The 15,777-nt window shown below is 66.7% G+C and carries 14 protein-coding genes; 11 read left to right on the top strand and 3 right to left on the bottom strand.

The annotated features are described in order from the left end of the window. Entirely contained in the window at nucleotides 1–1,956 is a 1,956-nt protein-coding gene (locus BLS91_RS04010; RefSeq protein WP_158252814.1) for an acyltransferase family protein, read from the bottom strand. 92 nt (nucleotides 1,957–2,048) lie between these two features. Here BLS91_RS04010 and truA point away from each other — a divergent pair, with 92 nt between their 5' ends. From truA to glmM, 4 genes are all read left to right on the top strand, one after another. Next, nucleotides 2,049–2,987 (top strand): tRNA pseudouridine(38-40) synthase TruA, encoded by a 939-nt coding sequence (truA, locus tag BLS91_RS04005; RefSeq protein WP_241983014.1) that lies wholly within the window; start codon nucleotides 2,049–2,051, stop codon nucleotides 2,985–2,987. A 136-nt stretch (nucleotides 2,988–3,123) separates the two neighbouring features. Continuing rightward, nucleotides 3,124–3,570, top strand: a complete 447-nt coding sequence (gene rplM / locus BLS91_RS04000) for a 50S ribosomal protein L13 (protein ID WP_092107284.1) — start codon at nucleotides 3,124–3,126, stop codon at nucleotides 3,568–3,570. A 50-nt stretch (nucleotides 3,571–3,620) separates the two neighbouring features. Then, nucleotides 3,621–4,106 (top strand): 30S ribosomal protein S9, encoded by a 486-nt coding sequence (gene rpsI / locus BLS91_RS03995; RefSeq protein WP_092107287.1) that lies wholly within the window; start codon nucleotides 3,621–3,623, stop codon nucleotides 4,104–4,106. Between the two features lie 19 nt (nucleotides 4,107–4,125). Beyond that, the gene (gene glmM, locus BLS91_RS03990) at nucleotides 4,126–5,487 is read left to right on the top strand and encodes a phosphoglucosamine mutase (protein WP_092339411.1); all 1,362 of its coding nucleotides are present in this window, start codon (nucleotides 4,126–4,128) and stop codon (nucleotides 5,485–5,487) included. Between the two features lie 95 nt (nucleotides 5,488–5,582). On the opposite strand, the gene coaA is transcribed toward glmM, so the two are convergent. Next, nucleotides 5,583–6,539, bottom strand: coding sequence for a type I pantothenate kinase (gene coaA, locus BLS91_RS03985; protein ID WP_092339409.1), 957 nt, complete (start codon nucleotides 6,537–6,539; stop codon nucleotides 5,583–5,585). Nucleotides 6,540–6,573: 34 nt separating this feature from the next. Here coaA and glmS point away from each other — a divergent pair, with 34 nt between their 5' ends. From glmS to tsaE, 4 genes are read left to right on the top strand one after another with little or no spacing between them, the layout of a single operon-like run. After that, entirely contained in the window at nucleotides 6,574–8,424 is a 1,851-nt protein-coding gene (gene glmS / locus BLS91_RS03980; protein WP_092339407.1) for a glutamine--fructose-6-phosphate transaminase (isomerizing), read from the top strand. A gap of 20 nt (nucleotides 8,425–8,444) precedes the next feature. Beyond that, the gene (locus BLS91_RS03975) at nucleotides 8,445–8,801 is read left to right on the top strand and encodes a holo-ACP synthase (protein WP_092339405.1); all 357 of its coding nucleotides are present in this window, start codon (nucleotides 8,445–8,447) and stop codon (nucleotides 8,799–8,801) included. Nucleotides 8,802–8,848: 47 nt separating this feature from the next. Continuing rightward, nucleotides 8,849–9,919 (top strand): alanine racemase, encoded by a 1,071-nt coding sequence (alr, locus tag BLS91_RS03970; RefSeq protein WP_092339520.1) that lies wholly within the window; start codon nucleotides 8,849–8,851, stop codon nucleotides 9,917–9,919. Then, complete coding sequence (gene tsaE, locus BLS91_RS03965; protein WP_198412717.1) at nucleotides 9,912–10,436, top strand: tRNA (adenosine(37)-N6)-threonylcarbamoyltransferase complex ATPase subunit type 1 TsaE; 525 nt, start codon at nucleotides 9,912–9,914, stop codon at nucleotides 10,434–10,436. Before alr ends, tsaE begins: the two co-directional genes overlap by 8 nt. Before the next feature lie 72 nt (nucleotides 10,437–10,508). Here the strand turns inward: tsaE and BLS91_RS03960 are convergent, their stop codons facing one another. After that, on the bottom strand, nucleotides 10,509–11,180 hold the full coding sequence (locus BLS91_RS03960) for a FadR/GntR family transcriptional regulator (RefSeq protein ID WP_092339404.1): 672 nt from the start codon (nucleotides 11,178–11,180) through the stop codon (nucleotides 10,509–10,511). 153 nt (nucleotides 11,181–11,333) lie between these two features. Here BLS91_RS03960 and BLS91_RS03955 point away from each other — a divergent pair, with 153 nt between their 5' ends. From BLS91_RS03955 to BLS91_RS03945, 3 genes are read left to right on the top strand one after another with little or no spacing between them, the layout of a single operon-like run. Continuing rightward, entirely contained in the window at nucleotides 11,334–12,701 is a 1,368-nt protein-coding gene (locus BLS91_RS03955) for an SLC13 family permease (RefSeq protein ID WP_092339402.1), read from the top strand. A gap of 36 nt (nucleotides 12,702–12,737) precedes the next feature. After that, on the top strand, nucleotides 12,738–13,958 hold the full coding sequence (locus BLS91_RS03950; RefSeq protein ID WP_092339400.1) for a CaiB/BaiF CoA transferase family protein: 1,221 nt from the start codon (nucleotides 12,738–12,740) through the stop codon (nucleotides 13,956–13,958). Beyond that, the gene (locus BLS91_RS03945; RefSeq protein WP_092339398.1) at nucleotides 13,955–15,466 is read left to right on the top strand and encodes a carboxyl transferase domain-containing protein; all 1,512 of its coding nucleotides are present in this window, start codon (nucleotides 13,955–13,957) and stop codon (nucleotides 15,464–15,466) included. Before BLS91_RS03950 ends, BLS91_RS03945 begins: the two co-directional genes overlap by 4 nt. Nucleotides 15,467–15,777: the final 311 nt, after the last annotated feature.

The raw sequence follows: 15,777 nt of genomic DNA, 5'->3' as shown, positions 1-15,777 counted from the left end.
TCAGCGGTAGGGCGGCGAACTTGGCGCGTCGGAATCACGCATCAACCAGCTGGTGTCCGGCAGCGGCGGCACCGCCGCCAGACGCTGAACCGCGGCGTGCACCTCGTCGGCGTAGAGCTGGCCGCCGGTCGGCCCCGGGTGCACGTGATCGCCGGCCAGCAGGTCGAGTCGCCCCGCGATCACGTCGTGCCAGTTCGCGAGTTCGACCCGGCGATTGCCCGAAGCGAACTCGGCGAGCCTGGCATTGACGCCGTCGGTCCAATCCCGTTCGGCGTAGGCGTTCACGAGCACGAGCTGCCGGTCGGGCCCGAGAATGCGCAGAATCTCGGTGAGTTCGCTGGTCGTGATCGGCCCGTTGGTGCCGAGCCCGATCACCACAACCGGCTGCAACTGGCCCGCCGCCTGCAGCGCCAGCAATATGTCATCTGCGGAATACATCCCGCGGGAGACCGACGCGTCAACGGTCATGCCCGCGAAGGTTGCCTGCAATTCCGGAGCCGACGCCAGCATGACGGAGTCGCCGATCGCGGTGATCGGTCCGTCGACCAGGGCTGGGGTCGCGGTGGCCTGGCGGGCAGCCTCGGAGGCCGCAGCCTGCGCGGCGGCCCGGGCCGCGGCATCCATTGCCCGTTGACCCCGTTCGATGCGGAGTTGCGCCGAGGTCTGCGCCGGCGCGGCCACGACGGCGGCGGTGGTGCCGCCGACCAGTAGCAGCGACAGGGCGGACGTCGCCGCGATCAGGCGGCGGCGACGGGTGGGTCCGGTCCACAGCGCACCGATCTGACGGATGCTGCCGCGCACGCCGACCTGCCGGATCGGCACTTCCAGCCAGCGGTACGACACTGCGGCGAAGACCAGGGTGATGACCGTGGCAACGAGGCCGATCGGCAGCAGGCTGCTCGCGCGGGACGATGCCGGCCAGAGCAGCTGCACCAGTACGAGGATCGGCCAGTGCCACAGGTAGATGCCGTAGGAGCGCTCTCCGAGGTAGCGGAGCGGGGCCGCGTCGAGCAGACGCCCGAACCGGCCGCCGCGCACTCCCGCCCAGATGGCGACGGCTGTGGCGACGGAGACTGCGACGAGGCCGCCGCGGTAGGTGGCGGTGCCGTCTTCCGGCAGCCAGAGTGCGAAGGCGATGATCGTCAGGATGGCAGCCCCGCCGAGCCACGGACGCAGTCGGGGCACTTCATTGCGTTGTCCGCTGGGTCGACGGAGCAGCAGGGCCAGGGCGGCGCCCGCGAACAGGCCAAAACTGTGGGTGTCGGAGCCGTAGTACACCCGGGTCGGGTCCGCTCCGGGCTGGTACAGCACGCCCATCCACAGGGCCGAGGCGATGAACAGCGTGGTGACGATGGCCAGCCGAACGCGCGGCCGGCGAATCAGCAGAACGCCCAGCAGGAGCAGCGGCCAGACCAGGTAGAACTGTTCTTCCACTGCGAGCGACCACAGGTTGCGCAGCAGTTCGGGTTCGTTGACGCTGAAATAGCTCGCATCATTGGCGATCGACACCCAGTTGTAGCCGAAGGTGCTGGCCCCGACGAGTTGCGCGCCGAGCCCGACCAGCACGTCGCCGCCGATCACGAAGGCGATGGTGCAGCTGATCAGCACGACCGGAATGAGCGGGGGCACCAGCCGGCGGGCGCGGCGTTGCCAGAACCGGTGGAGCGAGATGCGCCCGGTGCGGGTGTGCTCGGAGACCAACAGTCCGGTGATCAGAAAACCACTGATCACGAAGAAAACGTCAACGCCGATGAAACCGCCGGGCAGCATCGCCGGAAAGAAATGGTAGAGCGCGACGGCAATGACGGCGAGCGCGCGCAGGCCGTCGAGGCCGGCCAGGCGAGAGCTGCGCGGGGCGTTCGTTGGCCCCAGCAGGGGAGTGTTGACCGGCCCGAGTGTTGCGGTCGCTGGCCGAGTTCTCCCGGTGAATGGGAACAAACGCGGGGAACGAGTCATGGGCAACACAGGGTTTCTTTGGCACTCATTATGGGGGTGGGCCATGGGCCGGTTTCAACGATAACCCGAGCGCGCCGCCTAGGCTTACCCTCGTGAATCTTTTTGTGCCCCGCGCCGTGAACGCTGCGCTCGGCTCCACGCGCATCCGTCTTGACCTCTCCTACGATGGCACTGATTTTACCGGTTGGGCCCGCCAACCGGGCTTTCGAACCGTTCAGGCCGACATTGAAAATGGCCTTGCCGGCATTCTGCAGAGCTTTCCCCCGCACCCCACCCTGATCGTCGCCGGCCGAACGGATGCCGGGGTGCACGCCCGCGGGCAGGTCGCCCACTTCGACCTCACCGCCGAGCAGGCGCACTCCCTGGTGCGCATCCAGCGCGGTACCGGAAACCGCCCGCCGGTCGACCTCGGCACTGCCGTGCTGCGCCGCCTCGGCGGCATCCTGGTGACCAAGCCCGACATCGTGCTGCGCCGCGCCACGGTCGTGCCCGGCGGCTTCGATGCCCGGTTCTCGGCCATGTGGCGCCGTTACGAATACCGCATCAGCGACCCCCTCGCCCTACGCGACCCGCAGCAGCGGCTGCGCACCACGTGGCATCCGTTTAAACTCGACCTCGCGGCCATGGACGCCGCAGCCGCGACGCTGGTGGGCCTGCACGACTTCGCCGCCTACTGCAAGCCGCGCCCCGGAGCGACGGCCATCCGAACCGTGCAGGACTTTAGCTGGTCGCGCGATGACGACGGCCTGATCATCGCCACGATCAAAGCGGATGCCTTCTGCCACAGCATGGTGCGCGCCATGGTCGGCGCCTGCGTGGCCGTGGGGGAGGGGCGCCTCGACGGCAGCACTCTCGCGCACCTGCACTTCGACAAGCACCGCATCAGCGAGTTCAAGGTGATGCAGGCGCACGGCCTCACCCTGATCGACGTCGGCTACCCCGACGACGCGTCCCTGGCGCAGCGCGCCATCGACACGCGCAACCGGCGCTCGCTTCCTGGGCAAGTTGCGTCCGCGGTCGCCTCCGACTAGTGTTGACCCTTGGTGTCTGTGCGTTGCAGCGCGGCACCCGAACGTGAGCCCTCCATCGACAGTGTTCTCCTTTAGAACACGCCCGGAGCGGGATTCACGAACACCTCCGTTCGAAAAAGAAGAAAGCAGCACAACAGTGACGCGCACTTACACCCCCAAGGCAAGCGAACTCCAGCACGACTGGGTTGTCATCGATGCCACCGATATCGTCCTCGGACGTCTGGCCAGCCACGCGGCAATCCTGCTGCGCGGCAAGCACAAGGCCACCTTCTCCCCGCACATGGACGGTGGCGACTTCGTCATCATCGTCAACGCCGAGAAGGTTGCCCTGACCGGCAAGAAGCTCGACCTGAAGATCGCCTACCGCCACTCCGGTTACCCGGGCGGCCTCACGGCGACCAACTACTCCGAGATGCTCGAGAAGCACCCGACCCGTGCGGTTGAAAAAGCGATCCGCGGCATGCTGCCGAAGAACTCGCTCGGCCGCGCCCAGCTCACCAAGCTGAAGGTTTACGCCGGCCCTGAGCACCCGCACTCCGCTCAGCAGCCCAAGCCGTACACCCTCAGCCAGGTCGCGCAGTAGCGCCGGCAACCAGACTTCTCGACTCTTAGATAAAAAGGATTCCCATCATCGTGGCGAAGATCGCAGACCAGATTGACCAGGCTCCGGAGAGCTACTCCACCGAGACTCCGGCCGAAACCGTAACCAAGGCGCCCCGCGCCGTCCTCAACGTTCCCGGCGCAGCCGTCGGCCGTCGCAAGCAGGCCATCGCCCGCGTGCGCATCGTCCCCGGCTCCGGCACGATCGTTGTCAACGGCCGCGAGTTCGCTGACTACTTCCCGAACAAGCTGCACCAGCAGCTCATCAACGACCCGTTCAAGGTTCTCGACCTGCTCGGCTCGTACGATGTCATCGCCCGCATCACCGGTGGTGGCCCGTCCGGCCAGGCCGGCGCGCTTCGCCTCGGCATCGCACGCTGCTTGAACCTGATCGACGAAGAGAACAACCGTGCCATCCTCAAGAAGAACGGCTTCCTCAGCCGCGACGCTCGAGTCAAGGAGCGTAAGAAGGCCGGACTCAAGAAGGCCCGTAAGGCTCCTCAGTTCAGCAAGCGCTAACCCGATAGCCGACGACGAAATGACTCGTCTGTTCGGCACGGACGGCGTTCGGGGCCTGGCCAACCGTGATCTCACGGCTGGCCTGGCCCTGAGCCTTGCCCAGGCCAGCGCCGCAGTGCTGACCAAGGGACGTCGTGCCCAAGCACGTCTTGAAGCGGGCCGCCGGCCCGTCGCCGTGGTCGCCCGCGACCCGCGAATCTCCGGTGAATTCCTGAACGCCGCCGTCTCGGCCGGCTTGGCCTCCAGCGGTGTCGACGTTCTCGACGCCGGGGTCATCCCCACGCCAGCTGCAGCCTTTCTGATCAACGACATCGGGGCCGACTTCGGTGTGATGATTTCTGCCTCACACAACGCGGCCCCCGATAACGGCATCAAGATCTTCGCCTATGGCGGAACCAAACTTCCCGACGACGTCGAGGACCGCATCGAGAGCTACATCGGTCGCGACACCCTGATGCCGATCGCCGGCGACGTTGGACGCATTCGTCGCTTTGCCGACGCCGAAGACCGCTACGTGGTGCACCTGCTCACCACCCTGCCGCACCGCCTCGACGGCATCCACGTCGTGCTCGACTGCGCGCACGGCGCCGCCGCCGGTGTGTCACCGCAGGTGTTCACGGATGCCGGTGCTCGCCTAACGGTGATCGGCGCCGACCCCGACGGCCTCAATATCAACGACGGTGTGGGCTCCACCCACCTCGACAACCTCGCCAAAGCCGTACTCGAGCACGGCGCTGACGTCGGCATCGCCCACGACGGCGACGCCGACCGTTGCCTGGCCGTGGACAAGGATGGCAACATCGTCGACGGCGACCAGATCATGGCTATTCTCGCCGTGTCGATGGCCGAACGCGGTGTGCTGAAAGACCGCACGCTGGTCGCGACCGTCATGAGCAACCTCGGCCTGCGCAAGGCGATGGCGGCCAACGACATCGCCATGGTGCAGACCAAGGTCGGCGACCGGTACGTGCTCGAAGAACTCAACGCCCACGGGTATTCCCTCGGCGGCGAGCAGAGCGGTCACGTCATCATGACCAAGTTCGCCACTACCGGTGACGGCATCCTCACCGGGCTGCACCTCGTGGCCGAAATGGCGCGCACCGGTAAAACCTTGGCCGAACTGGCATCCGTTATGACGGTGTACCCGCAGATTCTGGTCAACGTGCGCGGAGTCAACCACAAGGGTCTCGGCGCCGACGAGGTCATCGCCGAGGCCGTGCTCGCCGCTGAAGCCGAACTCGGCGACACCGGTCGCGTGCTGCTGCGCCCCTCGGGCACCGAGCCGATGGTGCGGGTCATGGTGGAAGCCGCCGACCAGCACACCGCCGACCGCCTGGCGCACTCCCTGGCCGACGTGGTCCGCGAGCGCCTGGCCCTCTAGTCCGTCCCGGGGACGGGGCCCAGGCCCCGTCCCCGGGACCAGTTTATAAACTGGGCCCACGGCTCGGGCCCGGGCCCCGTCCGTGTCAGGACGGGTCAGACCTTGCGCAGGAGCACCGTGGAGACCGCGTGCGTGGGGTCCTTGCGCAGCACCAGGGTCGCCCGCGACCGGGTGGGGCGAATATTCTGCAGCAGGTTGGGCTGGTTGATGCTGGTCCAGATGCTGCGCGCCTTGCCGCGAGCCTCATCTTCGGTGAGGTCGGCGTAACGGTGAAAGAACGAGTTGGGGTTGGCGAACGCGCCGCGTTGCAGCTTGAGAAAACGCTCCTCGTACCAGCGGGCAATGTCCTGGGTGCGGGCATCCACGTAGATGGTGAAGTCGAACAGGTCACTGACCGAGAGGCCGTGCCCAGGGCCGGGCGGCTGCAACACGTTGAGACCCTCGACAATGAGAATATCGGGCTGGCGCACCACAATCTGCGCGTCGGGCACGATGTCGTAGCTGAGGTGCGAGTAGAACGGTGAGCGCACCTCGGGGGCGCCGCTCTTTACCGCGCTCACAAAGCGCAGCAGGGCCCGTCGGTCGTAGGACTCCGGAAAACCCTTGCGTTCCATCAGCCCGCGGCGGTTCAGCTCGGCGTTCGGAAACAAAAACCCGTCGGTCGTGACCAGTTCCACCCGGGGGGTGTCGTCCCAGCGGGCGAGCATCTTCCGCAGCAGTCGGGCGGTCGTGGATTTACCGACCGCGACGGAGCCGGCCACACCGATCACGAACGGGGTCGGGCGGGCGCGTTCGCCCAGGAATCCACTGGTCGCGCGGTGCAGTGTGCGGGCATTGGCCGCGTAGAGGTTGAGCAGGCGGCTCAGCGGCAGGTAGACATCCGTCACCTCGTTGATGTCGAGCGGCTCGCCGATGCCGCGCAATTGCACGATCTCGGTTTCTTTCAGCGGCAGCAGAGTGGTCGGCGCGAGGGCCGCCCAGTCGGCCCGGTCGAGCTCCACAAAAGGGGTACCGTGACCGTTCAATACAGGGGCCAGCACCGGATCGGACATTCCCCCAAGCTTAGTCCGACTAAAATCGACTTCCATGTGCGGAATCGTAGGTTATGTCGGAAGCAATAAAACCGTTGACGTTCTCATGGGCGGGCTCGGACGGCTCGAATACCGTGGGTACGACTCCGCGGGAATAGCCGTCATCGATGAGTTCGGTGTACTCAACACCGCCAAGAAGGCCGGCAAGCTGTCGGCCCTCACCAATGACCTGAAGGCTCACCCCATCAACGACGGCTCGACCGGAATCGGTCACACCCGCTGGGCCACCCACGGCGGACCCAACGACGAAAACGCGCACCCGCACCTCGGCGACAACAACAAGCTCGCCCTCATCCACAACGGCATCATCGAGAACTTCGCCCCCCTGCGCGAGGAACTACTCAATGAGGGATACACCTTTCTGAGTGAGACCGACACCGAGGTCGCCGCGGTGCTGCTCGGCCGCGAATACCAGCGCGTCGGCGACCTGGCCGAAGCCTTCCGCATCATCGTCGCCCGTCTCGACGGTGCCTTCACGCTGCTCGCCGTGCACCAGGACCAGCCCGGCGTCGTCGTCGGTGCCCGCCGAAACTCCCCTCTCGTCATCGGCCTCGGCGAGGGCGAGAACTTTCTCGGCTCCGACGTGGCCGCGTTCGTCGAATACACCCGCCGCGCCGTCGCCATCGGCCAGGACCAGATCGTCACGATCACAGCGGATGCCGTCACCGTCACCGACTTCGACGGTCACCCCGTCGAGACGGAAGAGTTCGACATCGCCTGGGATGCCTCCGCCAGCGAAAAGGGCGGCTGGTCCAGCTTCATGGCCAAGGAAGTCTCCGAGCAGCCGGACGCCGTCGCCAACACCCTGCGCGGCCGCATCGATGACGACCAGGTCGTCGTTCCCGAACTGACCGCGTTCGGCGATGACGTGCTCGCGGGCATCCGTCGCATCGTCATCGTCGCCTGCGGCACGGCCGCGTATGCCGGCCAGACCGCCAAGTACGCCATTGAAAAGTGGGCGCAGGTGCCGGTGGACGTTGAACTGAGCCACGAGTTCCGCTACCGCGACCCGGTGCTCAGCGCCGATACCCTGGTGATCTCGATCAGCCAGTCCGGCGAGACCATGGACACGCTCATGGCCGTCAAGTACGCCATGTCGCTCGGTGCCAAGGCCATCTCCATCTGCAACACGCAAGGTGCGACCATCCCGCGTGAGAGCGACGCCGTCATCTACACGCACGCCGGCCCCGAGGTCGCAGTGGCCTCGACCAAGGCCTTCGTCGCCCAGATCACCGCGCTCTACCTGTTCGCCCTGCACCTCGCCCGCGTGCGCGGCAGCCTCACCGAGGCCGAACAGGCCGTGCAGGTCGCCGAACTGCAGGCCATTCCGGAGAAGATCCAGGCCGTTCTCGGCGTCGAAGACGAGGTGCGTCAGCTGGCCCGCTGGATGAGCGACACCCGCGCTGTGCTGTTCCTCGGCCGTCACGTCGGGTTCCCGATCGCGCTCGAGGGTGCGCTCAAGCTCAAGGAACTCGCCTACATCCACGCCGAAGGCTTCGCCGCCGGAGAACTCAAGCACGGCCCGATCGCGCTGATCGAACCCGGCCAGCCGGTGTTCGTGGTGGTACCGAGCCCGCGCGGCTCCGCCCACCTGCACCCGAAGGTCGTCTCCAACATCCAGGAGATCCGTGCCCGCGGTGCCCGCATCATCGCCATCGCCGAGGTCGGCGACGCCGCCGTGCTGCCGTTTGCCGACACCGTCATTCACATTCCGCTCGCGGCCCCCCTGTTTGAACCGCTGCTGGCTGTGGTGCCGCTGCAGATGTTCGCGATGGAGTTGGCCATTGCCAAGGGCCTCGACGTCGACCAGCCGCGCAACCTCGCCAAGTCCGTCACGGTCGAATAAGCCACGTTGAATCGAGCAGCGTGATCAAGGGCATCGGGGTTGACGTGGTCGACCTGGCGCGTTTCACCCGCCAGGTCGAACGCACACCGCGCCTCGTGCCGCGGTTGTTCACCGAAAACGAACGAAATCTGCCGGTGCATTCCCTCGCGGCGCGCTTCGCCGCCAAGGAAGCCCTGATCAAGGCCCTCGGCGACAGCGCGGGGGCCACCTGGCAAGAGATGGAAATCGTCAACGACCCGCACGGCAACCCCGAATTCAAGCTGAGCGGGGCTGCCCTGCACGCGCTGACCGGCCGCGGCATAAGCCGGGTGCACGTCACTATGACCCACGACGCCGGCGTGGCCTGCGCCTTCGTCGTCGCGGAGGGTGAAGCGTGACCGGCTTTCGCGAGGCCGTGATCGACCTCGCCGCCATTCGCCACAACATGGCCCACCTGCGCGCCGTAGCCGGCACCCCGCACGCGATGGCGGTGGTCAAAGCCAACGCCTACGGGCACGGTGCCCTTCCGGTGGCGCGCGCAGCCCTGGCCGGCGGGGCGGACTGGCTCGGCGTCGCCGACATCGACGAGGCCCTGGCCCTGCGAGACGCGGGCATCGACGCACCGATTCTGGCCTGGCTGCACGACCCCGACGCTGATTTCAGCGCCGCCATCGACGACGACGTCACCCTGGCCTTGTCGTCTGTGCGTCAGGTGCAGCAGGTAGCGGATGCAGCGGCGGAACTCGGCAGGGCCGCATCCGTTCACCTGAAACTCGAGACCGGCTTGAGCCGCAACGGCGTGCACGAATACGACTGGGCCGCCGTCTTCGCGCTCGCCGCCGCCCTAGAGCGGGTCGGCCTGCTGCGCGTCGACGGTGTGATGAGCCACCTCGCCAACGCCTCGGCCGAGGACGACCAGAACGCCCTGGACTGTTTTGAACGCGGCGTTGCGGCTGCCCGCGCCGCCGGCCTGACCCCCACGCTCGTGCACCTCGCGTCGTCGGCTGCGGCCCTGCGGTTGCCGGCCGCCCGTTTCACCATGGTGCGGTTCGGCATCACCCTGTACGGGCTGTCGCCGTTTGAGGATGCGAGCAGCGACGACCTCGGGCTGGTTCCGGCGATGACCCTGCGCGGCCGGGTGGCCCTGGTACGCCGGGTGAGCGCCGGCGCCGGTGTCTCCTACGATTACCTCTGGCGGGCGCCGCAGGATTCCACCCTCGTGCTCGTGCCGCTCGGCTACGCCGACGGCATTCCCCGGCAGTCGTCGGGAACGGCGCTCGTGCACATCAACGGCGAGAACTATCCCCTGGTCGGTCGGGTCGCGATGGACCAGTTCGTGGTCAACCTCGGCGCCGACAACCCCGGCGTCGCCGTCGGCGATGAGGTCGTGCTGTTCGGCGACCCGGCCACCGGTGCGCCGAGCGCCACCGACTGGGCCGATGCAGCGGGCACGATCAATTACGAGATCGTCACCCGCATCGGGCACCGGGTGATCCGGCGGCACCTCAATGGCTGAGCTCGTTCGTACGATTGCGGATGCAGCGGCGATGCATCGCTTCGGCGTGATCCTCGCCGGCATCGTGCAGGCCGGGGACCTCGTCGTGCTCACCGGACCGCTCGGGGCGGGCAAAACCACCCTCACCCGCGGCCTGGGCGAGGGGCTGCAGGTGCGCGGAGCCGTCACCAGCCCCACCTTCGTGCTGGCCCGCACGCATCCAAGCTTGGTCGGCGGGCCGCCGTTCGTGCACGTCGACGCCTACCGCCTCGGCAGTGCCATGGAACTCGACGACCTCGACATTGATTTCGCCCGCTCCATCGTGGTGGTCGAGTGGGGCCGCGGCCTGCTCGACGGCATCACCGAATCCTGGCTGGACATCGAGATCGAGCGACCGCAGGGTCGCGCGGAGGCAGCGTGTGAAACGGATGCGGCGGCATCCTTTCTCGACCTTGATCACGACCTCGACGAACCGCGCACCCTGACCCTCACGGGTCACGGCCAGCGCTGGGCGCGGCTGGCCGACTCGATGCCGTGACCTTGGGCTGTGGCGCCCACTATTCGATTACTCTCGCTCTGATCGGGCTGCGGCGGGACGCCCGTTCTCCCCCTACTTGAGCAGGGCTACGTCGGAGACGAGCTCGATGTGCGAGAGCATCGCCGCGGTCGCCGCTGTGGCGTCCTGCGCCCGGATCGCCTCGGTGATGGTGCGGTGTGAGGCGAGGGACTGCTCCGGCCGGCCCGGCTGAGCGAGGGATTCGAGCCGGGTTTCGAGTATCATCTCTGCGATGAACGTCATGAGTTGGGCGAGCACCGGGGAGTGAGCCGCCGCAGTGACGGCTTGGTGGAAGAGCTCGTCGCCGTGCGCCCCGCGGTCGCCGACGGCGATTTCCTCTGCCATCGCCCGGAGCGCATCCTCGATCGCGAGCAGGTCGGCATCCGTTCGGCGTTCCGCGGCGAGCTCGGCGAGTTTGACCTCGAGGGTGGTGCGGGCTTCGACAATCTCGGGCAGCCGGTTGCGGTGCTCCCGCAGCCCACTGATCACCGCTGCGATGCTCGGCCGGTAGACGAGAACGGCGCCGGTGCCGTGTTGAACATCGATGACGCCGAGCACTTCGAGAGCCACGAGGGCCTGGGCGAGCGTGGCGCGGGAAACGCCGAGGCGTTCGGCGAGGTCGCGCTCGGCGGGTAACAGGTCGCCGGGGCCGAGGTGGGCGGACTCGATGTAGGCGAGAAGCTGGGCCACGAGCTGTTCGTACAGGCGTGGTTTCGTGACGCGCATGAGCGGCTGGGGTATTGCATCCCTCGTCACGTCTGCCTCCCCATCAGTATTCGACCCAAGGTTACACGGCTCTTGACAAAGTCGCCTACTGTCTAGGAGGCTAGTCCAGTGAGCCAATAGCCCACATTCACCTGAACCTATGGAGGAACAACGATGTCCGCTCCCGTTATCTCAATCATCATCCTGGCGGTGATGTTTCTGATCGCCACGCTTTTGCCCGTCAACATGGGTGCGCTGGCCTTCGTGGGTGCCTTTCTGCTCGGTGCCGTCTTTCTCGGCATGGAGACCACCGATATTCTCGCCAACTTCCCGGGCGGACTGTTCCTCACGCTCGTCGGGGTTACGTACCTGTTCGCGATTGCGCAGGGCAACGGCACGATCGACCTGCTGGTGCGCGGCGCAGTGCGGCTCGTCGGCGGTCGGGTGGCCCTCATCCCCTGGGTGATGTTCGTGATCACCGCCGTGATCACGGCCGTCGGTGCGCTTTCCCCGGCCGCGGTGGCCATCGTGGCGCCGATTGCGCTCGGCTTTGCCCGCAAGTACAAGATCAGCCCGCTGCTGATGGGCATGATGGTGATCCACGGCGCGCAGGGCGGCGGATTCTCGCCGATCGCCGTTTACGGCGTGATCGTGAACAGCCTCATCTCGACCACCGGGCTCGACGCGAGCCCCACAGCGGTGTTTCTGTCGAGCCTCATCTTCAACTTTCTGATCGCCGTCGTGCTGTTCATCGTTCTCGGTGGCCGAAACCTTATGTCGAGCCGGGTCGGACATTTCGTGGAGCAAGCCGCCGAAGCGCGCATGGCCGTAAGTGTCGGTGCGCGCGCCGGCGGTGATGTGGCGTTCAAGGGCTTCGGCTCCGGCATCTACGGCCCCCGCGACCCCGCGGGCGACGGAGTCGAGGCCACGGCCACCCGAGGAGAGCGCATCCCTCAGCTTGTGACGGTGGCCGGCCTCATCGCCCTCGCCGTGATCGCGCTCGGCTTCAAGGTTGACGTGGGCTTCGTTGCCATCACAATCGCCGTCATCCTCGCCCTCGTCTCGCCCGCGGCGCAGAAGGGCGCGGTCAATAAGATCAGCTGGTCGACCGTGCTGCTCATCTGCGGCATGCTCACGTTCGTCGGTGTTCTCGAGGAGGCCGGCACCATCGAATACGTATCGGGAGCGGTGGCCAACCTCGGCATGCCCCTGCTTGCGGCACTCTTGATCTGCTACATCGGTGCCGTCGTCTCGGCCTTCGCCTCGTCAACGGCCATTCTGGCCGCGCTGATTCCGCTCGCCGTGCCGTTCCTCGCTACCGGGGATATCAGCGCCATCGGCGTGATCTGCGCGCTCGCCGTCGCGTCGACCATCGTGGACGTGTCGCCGTTCTCGACCAATGGCGCTCTCGTGCTTGCCAACGCCCCCGACGACGTGGACAAGGACCGCTTCTACAAGCAGATTCTCGCCTACAGCGGAATCGTCGTCGTGGCCGGGCCGGCCATCGCCTGGGCCGTGCTCGTGCTGCCCGGTTGGCTGTAACCCGCCACCTGCCGAAATACTGAGAAAGGACCGAACATGAGTACCAACATCCGCTCCGAAACCGGTATGCAGGGCCCGCTGTCGGGCTATCTCGTCGTAGACCTGAGCCGCGCTCTTGCCGGCCCGCACGCCACCATGATGCTCGCCGATCTCGGCGCGCGCGTGATCAAGGTGGAGAACCCCATCACGGGAGACGATACCCGCGGCTGGGGCCCGCCTTTCGTGGGCCCCGCGAACGATCCGCAATCCACGTACTTTCTCTCCTGCAATCGCAATAAAGAATCCATCGCCCTCGATCTGAAGAGTGACGACGGCCGGGAGGTGCTCAGCGAGCTGCTGCTGCGCGCGGACGTTGTAGTGGAGAATTTTCGCCCAGGGGTGCTCGACCGGCTCGGATTCTCGCCCGAGGCGATGCACGCTCTCAACCCGGCGCTGGTGATTCTCTCGATCACCGGTTTCGGCCACGACGGCCCCGAATCGAGCCGCAGCGGCTACGACCAGATTCTCCAGGGCGAGGCCGGCCTGATGTCCCTCACCGGCTCTGGCCCCGACGACCCGCAGCGTGTGGGCGTGCCGATCGCCGATCTGCTCTCGGGCATGTATGGCGCGTTCGGACTGCTCGCCGCGCTGCTTCAGCGCGAGCGCACTGGTCAGGGACAGATTGTGCGCACCTCACTGCTCGCCGCGCTGGTGGGAGTGCACGCCTTCCAGGGCACCCGCGCCACGGTGGCCGGAGAGGTGCCGGAGGCCCAGGGCAACCACCATCCGTCGATCGCTCCCTACGGGCTCTTTCCCTGCCGCGGCGGCAGTGTGCAGATCAGCATCGGCAGTGAGAAACTCTGGGCCACCTTCGCAGCCGAGTTCGGGCTCGATGCTGCGCAATCCGAGTGGGCCACCAACGCGCAGCGCGTGCGCAATCGGGAGGGTCTCAAGGAGGCCATAGCGGATGCCTTCGCCCACTTCGATGCCGCGACCTTGCTGAAGAAACTGACCGACGCCGGAATCCCGGCCGGCAAGGTGCGTTCCCTGGATGAGGTCTATCAATGGGATCAGGTGCTCTCGCAGGGGCTGCTGATCGACGTTGAACACGAGGTGCTCGGCCGGATCAGCCTCCCCGGTCCACCGCTTCGGTTCTTCGGACCCGCCGATACGGTCGAGACAACGAACACGATGCACTCCGCTCCGCCGGTGCTCGACCAGCACGGCACCGACATTCGCACCTGGCTCAACCGCTCACTGGAAGGTATCTCACTGTGATTTCTCAATCCGCGCTCACAACTCGCCACCTGAACGCCACGGAGCTCATCGACGTGGTGCTCGATAACGGCTCCTTCACGAGCTGGGATCAGCCCGTGGTCGACCCCGCCCCGAACGAGGAGTACCGGGCCGACCTCGTGAAGGCCCGAGCGAAGAGCGGCACCGACGAGTCGGTGCTCACCGGCGAGGGGCTGATCCGCGGCCGCCGGGTGGCGATCGTGGTGAGCGAGTTCGCGTTTCTCGCCGGATCGATCGGGCTTTCTGCTGCCGACAGGATTGTGAACGCGATCGAACGGGCCACACGCGAGGGGTTGCCGGTCTTGGCCGGACCGGCATCCGGCGGTACCCGCATGCAGGAGGGCACGTTGGCCTTTTTGTCGATGGTGAAGATCACCGCGGCCGTGCGCGCGCACCGCGAGGCGAGGCATCCGTATCTGGTGTACTTGCGGCACCCCACCACGGGCGGGGTGATGGCCTCATGGGGCTCACTCGGGCACGTGACGGTGGCCGAGCCGGGCGCGCTGCTCGGGTTTCTCGGCCCTCGGGTCTATGAGGCGCTGTACGGTAAGAAATTTCCGGAAAACGTGCAGGTCTCCGAAAACCTGTTCAACCAAGGGCTGATCGACGCCGTTGTGCCGCCGGAGCAGTTGCCGGAGATCGTGCACCGCGCCCTCACAATCCTTACCGACCGGGCCTCTACGCCGGTGGCGGCACCGGAGACCCTGAACGTGCGGCCGGCAGCGAGCGGCGCGTGGTCATCCATTTTGATTTCGCGCAACCCGCGGCGACCGGACCTGCGCCAGCTGCTCGCCTACGGCGCGCACGACGTGCTGCCGTTGAACGGCACGGGCCAGGGTGAGAAGGACCCGGGGCTCATGCTCGCCATGGCACGGTTCGGGCAGCAGAGCTGCATCGTGCTCGGGCACATCCGGCCGCGGCCGTCGCAAGACACCAGGATGGGCCCCGGATCGCTGCGGGAGGCCCGCCGCGGCATGCGCCTTGCGGAAGAACTCGGGCTTCCGCTTCTCACCGTGATCGACATCGCCGGCGCCGCGCTGTCGAAGGAGGCCGAGGAGGGCGGCATGGCCGGGGAAATTGCCCGATCTTTGCACGAGCTGATCGGCCTGCGGTCGGCAACCGTGTCCGTGCTGCTTGGACAGGGTGCCGGCGGTGGGGCGCTCGCGCTGCTGCCCGCCGATCGTACGATCGCCGCCCAGCACTCCTGGCTGTCGCCGCTTCCTCCCGAAGGGGCCAGTGCCATCGTGCACCACAACACTGATTTCGCGCCGGCCATGTCGGAGGCGCAGGGCGTGAACGTTGCCTCGCTGTACGCCAATCGGATCGTCGACCACATCGTGGACGAGCGCCCCGACGCCGCAGACGAGGGACGGGCGTTCTGCCAGCGCTTGGCGTCGGCCATCGAATACGAGCTGTCCGCGCTCTCCACGGTGCCCGTTGATGAGCTACTTCCGCGCCGCCTGGCCCGGTACCACTCCCTCGGTCGCTGACCCCTCGTCATTTCGGTGTGGCGCATGGTGTCGGTTGCGCCCCGTTCGGCGATTACCCCGCGGTCCAGGTTTGCCATGCCGGCCAGAACGTTTTTCACCCCGTTGGCTCGGTGCATGTCGGTGGACCAGAGTATGCCCAGCAGCGCAAGCAGGACCACGCCCTGAGCGGAGCTGAAGTATCCGCCGTAGACCCCGGTGCCGTAACGCGCCACGCGAGGCTGGACTGCCAAGAGCACCGCGGCCAGCAACAGTAAAAACGGCACCATCGAGCAAAAGGTTTCCTCGGGCACAATGAGCAGCAGTAAACCGTC

Origin of the sequence: Cryobacterium flavum, assembly GCF_900103805.1 — a bacterium.
Classification (GTDB): Bacteria; Actinomycetota; Actinomycetes; order Actinomycetales; family Microbacteriaceae; genus Cryobacterium; species Cryobacterium flavum.
Note: the sequence above shows the minus strand (reverse complement) of the source record. Positions and strands in the feature narration are given on the sequence as shown.

Excerpts from the sequence above, each read along its gene's own strand:
- BLS91_RS04010 (WP_158252814.1), bottom strand. The coding sequence starts at position 1,956 with ATGACTCGTTCCCCGCGTTTGTTCCCATTCACCGGGAGAACTCGGCCA.
- glmM (WP_092339411.1), top strand. The coding sequence starts at position 4,126 with ATGACTCGTCTGTTCGGCACGGACGGCGTTCGGGGCCTGGCCAACCGT.
- coaA (WP_092339409.1), bottom strand. The coding sequence starts at position 6,539 with ATGTCCGATCCGGTGCTGGCCCCTGTATTGAACGGTCACGGTACCCCT.
- glmS (WP_092339407.1), top strand. The coding sequence starts at position 6,574 with ATGTGCGGAATCGTAGGTTATGTCGGAAGCAATAAAACCGTTGACGTT.
- alr (WP_092339520.1), top strand. The coding sequence starts at position 8,849 with ATGGCCCACCTGCGCGCCGTAGCCGGCACCCCGCACGCGATGGCGGTG.
- tsaE (WP_198412717.1), top strand. The coding sequence starts at position 9,912 with ATGGCTGAGCTCGTTCGTACGATTGCGGATGCAGCGGCGATGCATCGC.
- BLS91_RS03960 (WP_092339404.1), bottom strand. The coding sequence starts at position 11,180 with ATGCGCGTCACGAAACCACGCCTGTACGAACAGCTCGTGGCCCAGCTT.
- BLS91_RS03955 (WP_092339402.1), top strand. The coding sequence starts at position 11,334 with ATGTCCGCTCCCGTTATCTCAATCATCATCCTGGCGGTGATGTTTCTG.
- BLS91_RS03950 (WP_092339400.1), top strand. The coding sequence starts at position 12,738 with ATGAGTACCAACATCCGCTCCGAAACCGGTATGCAGGGCCCGCTGTCG.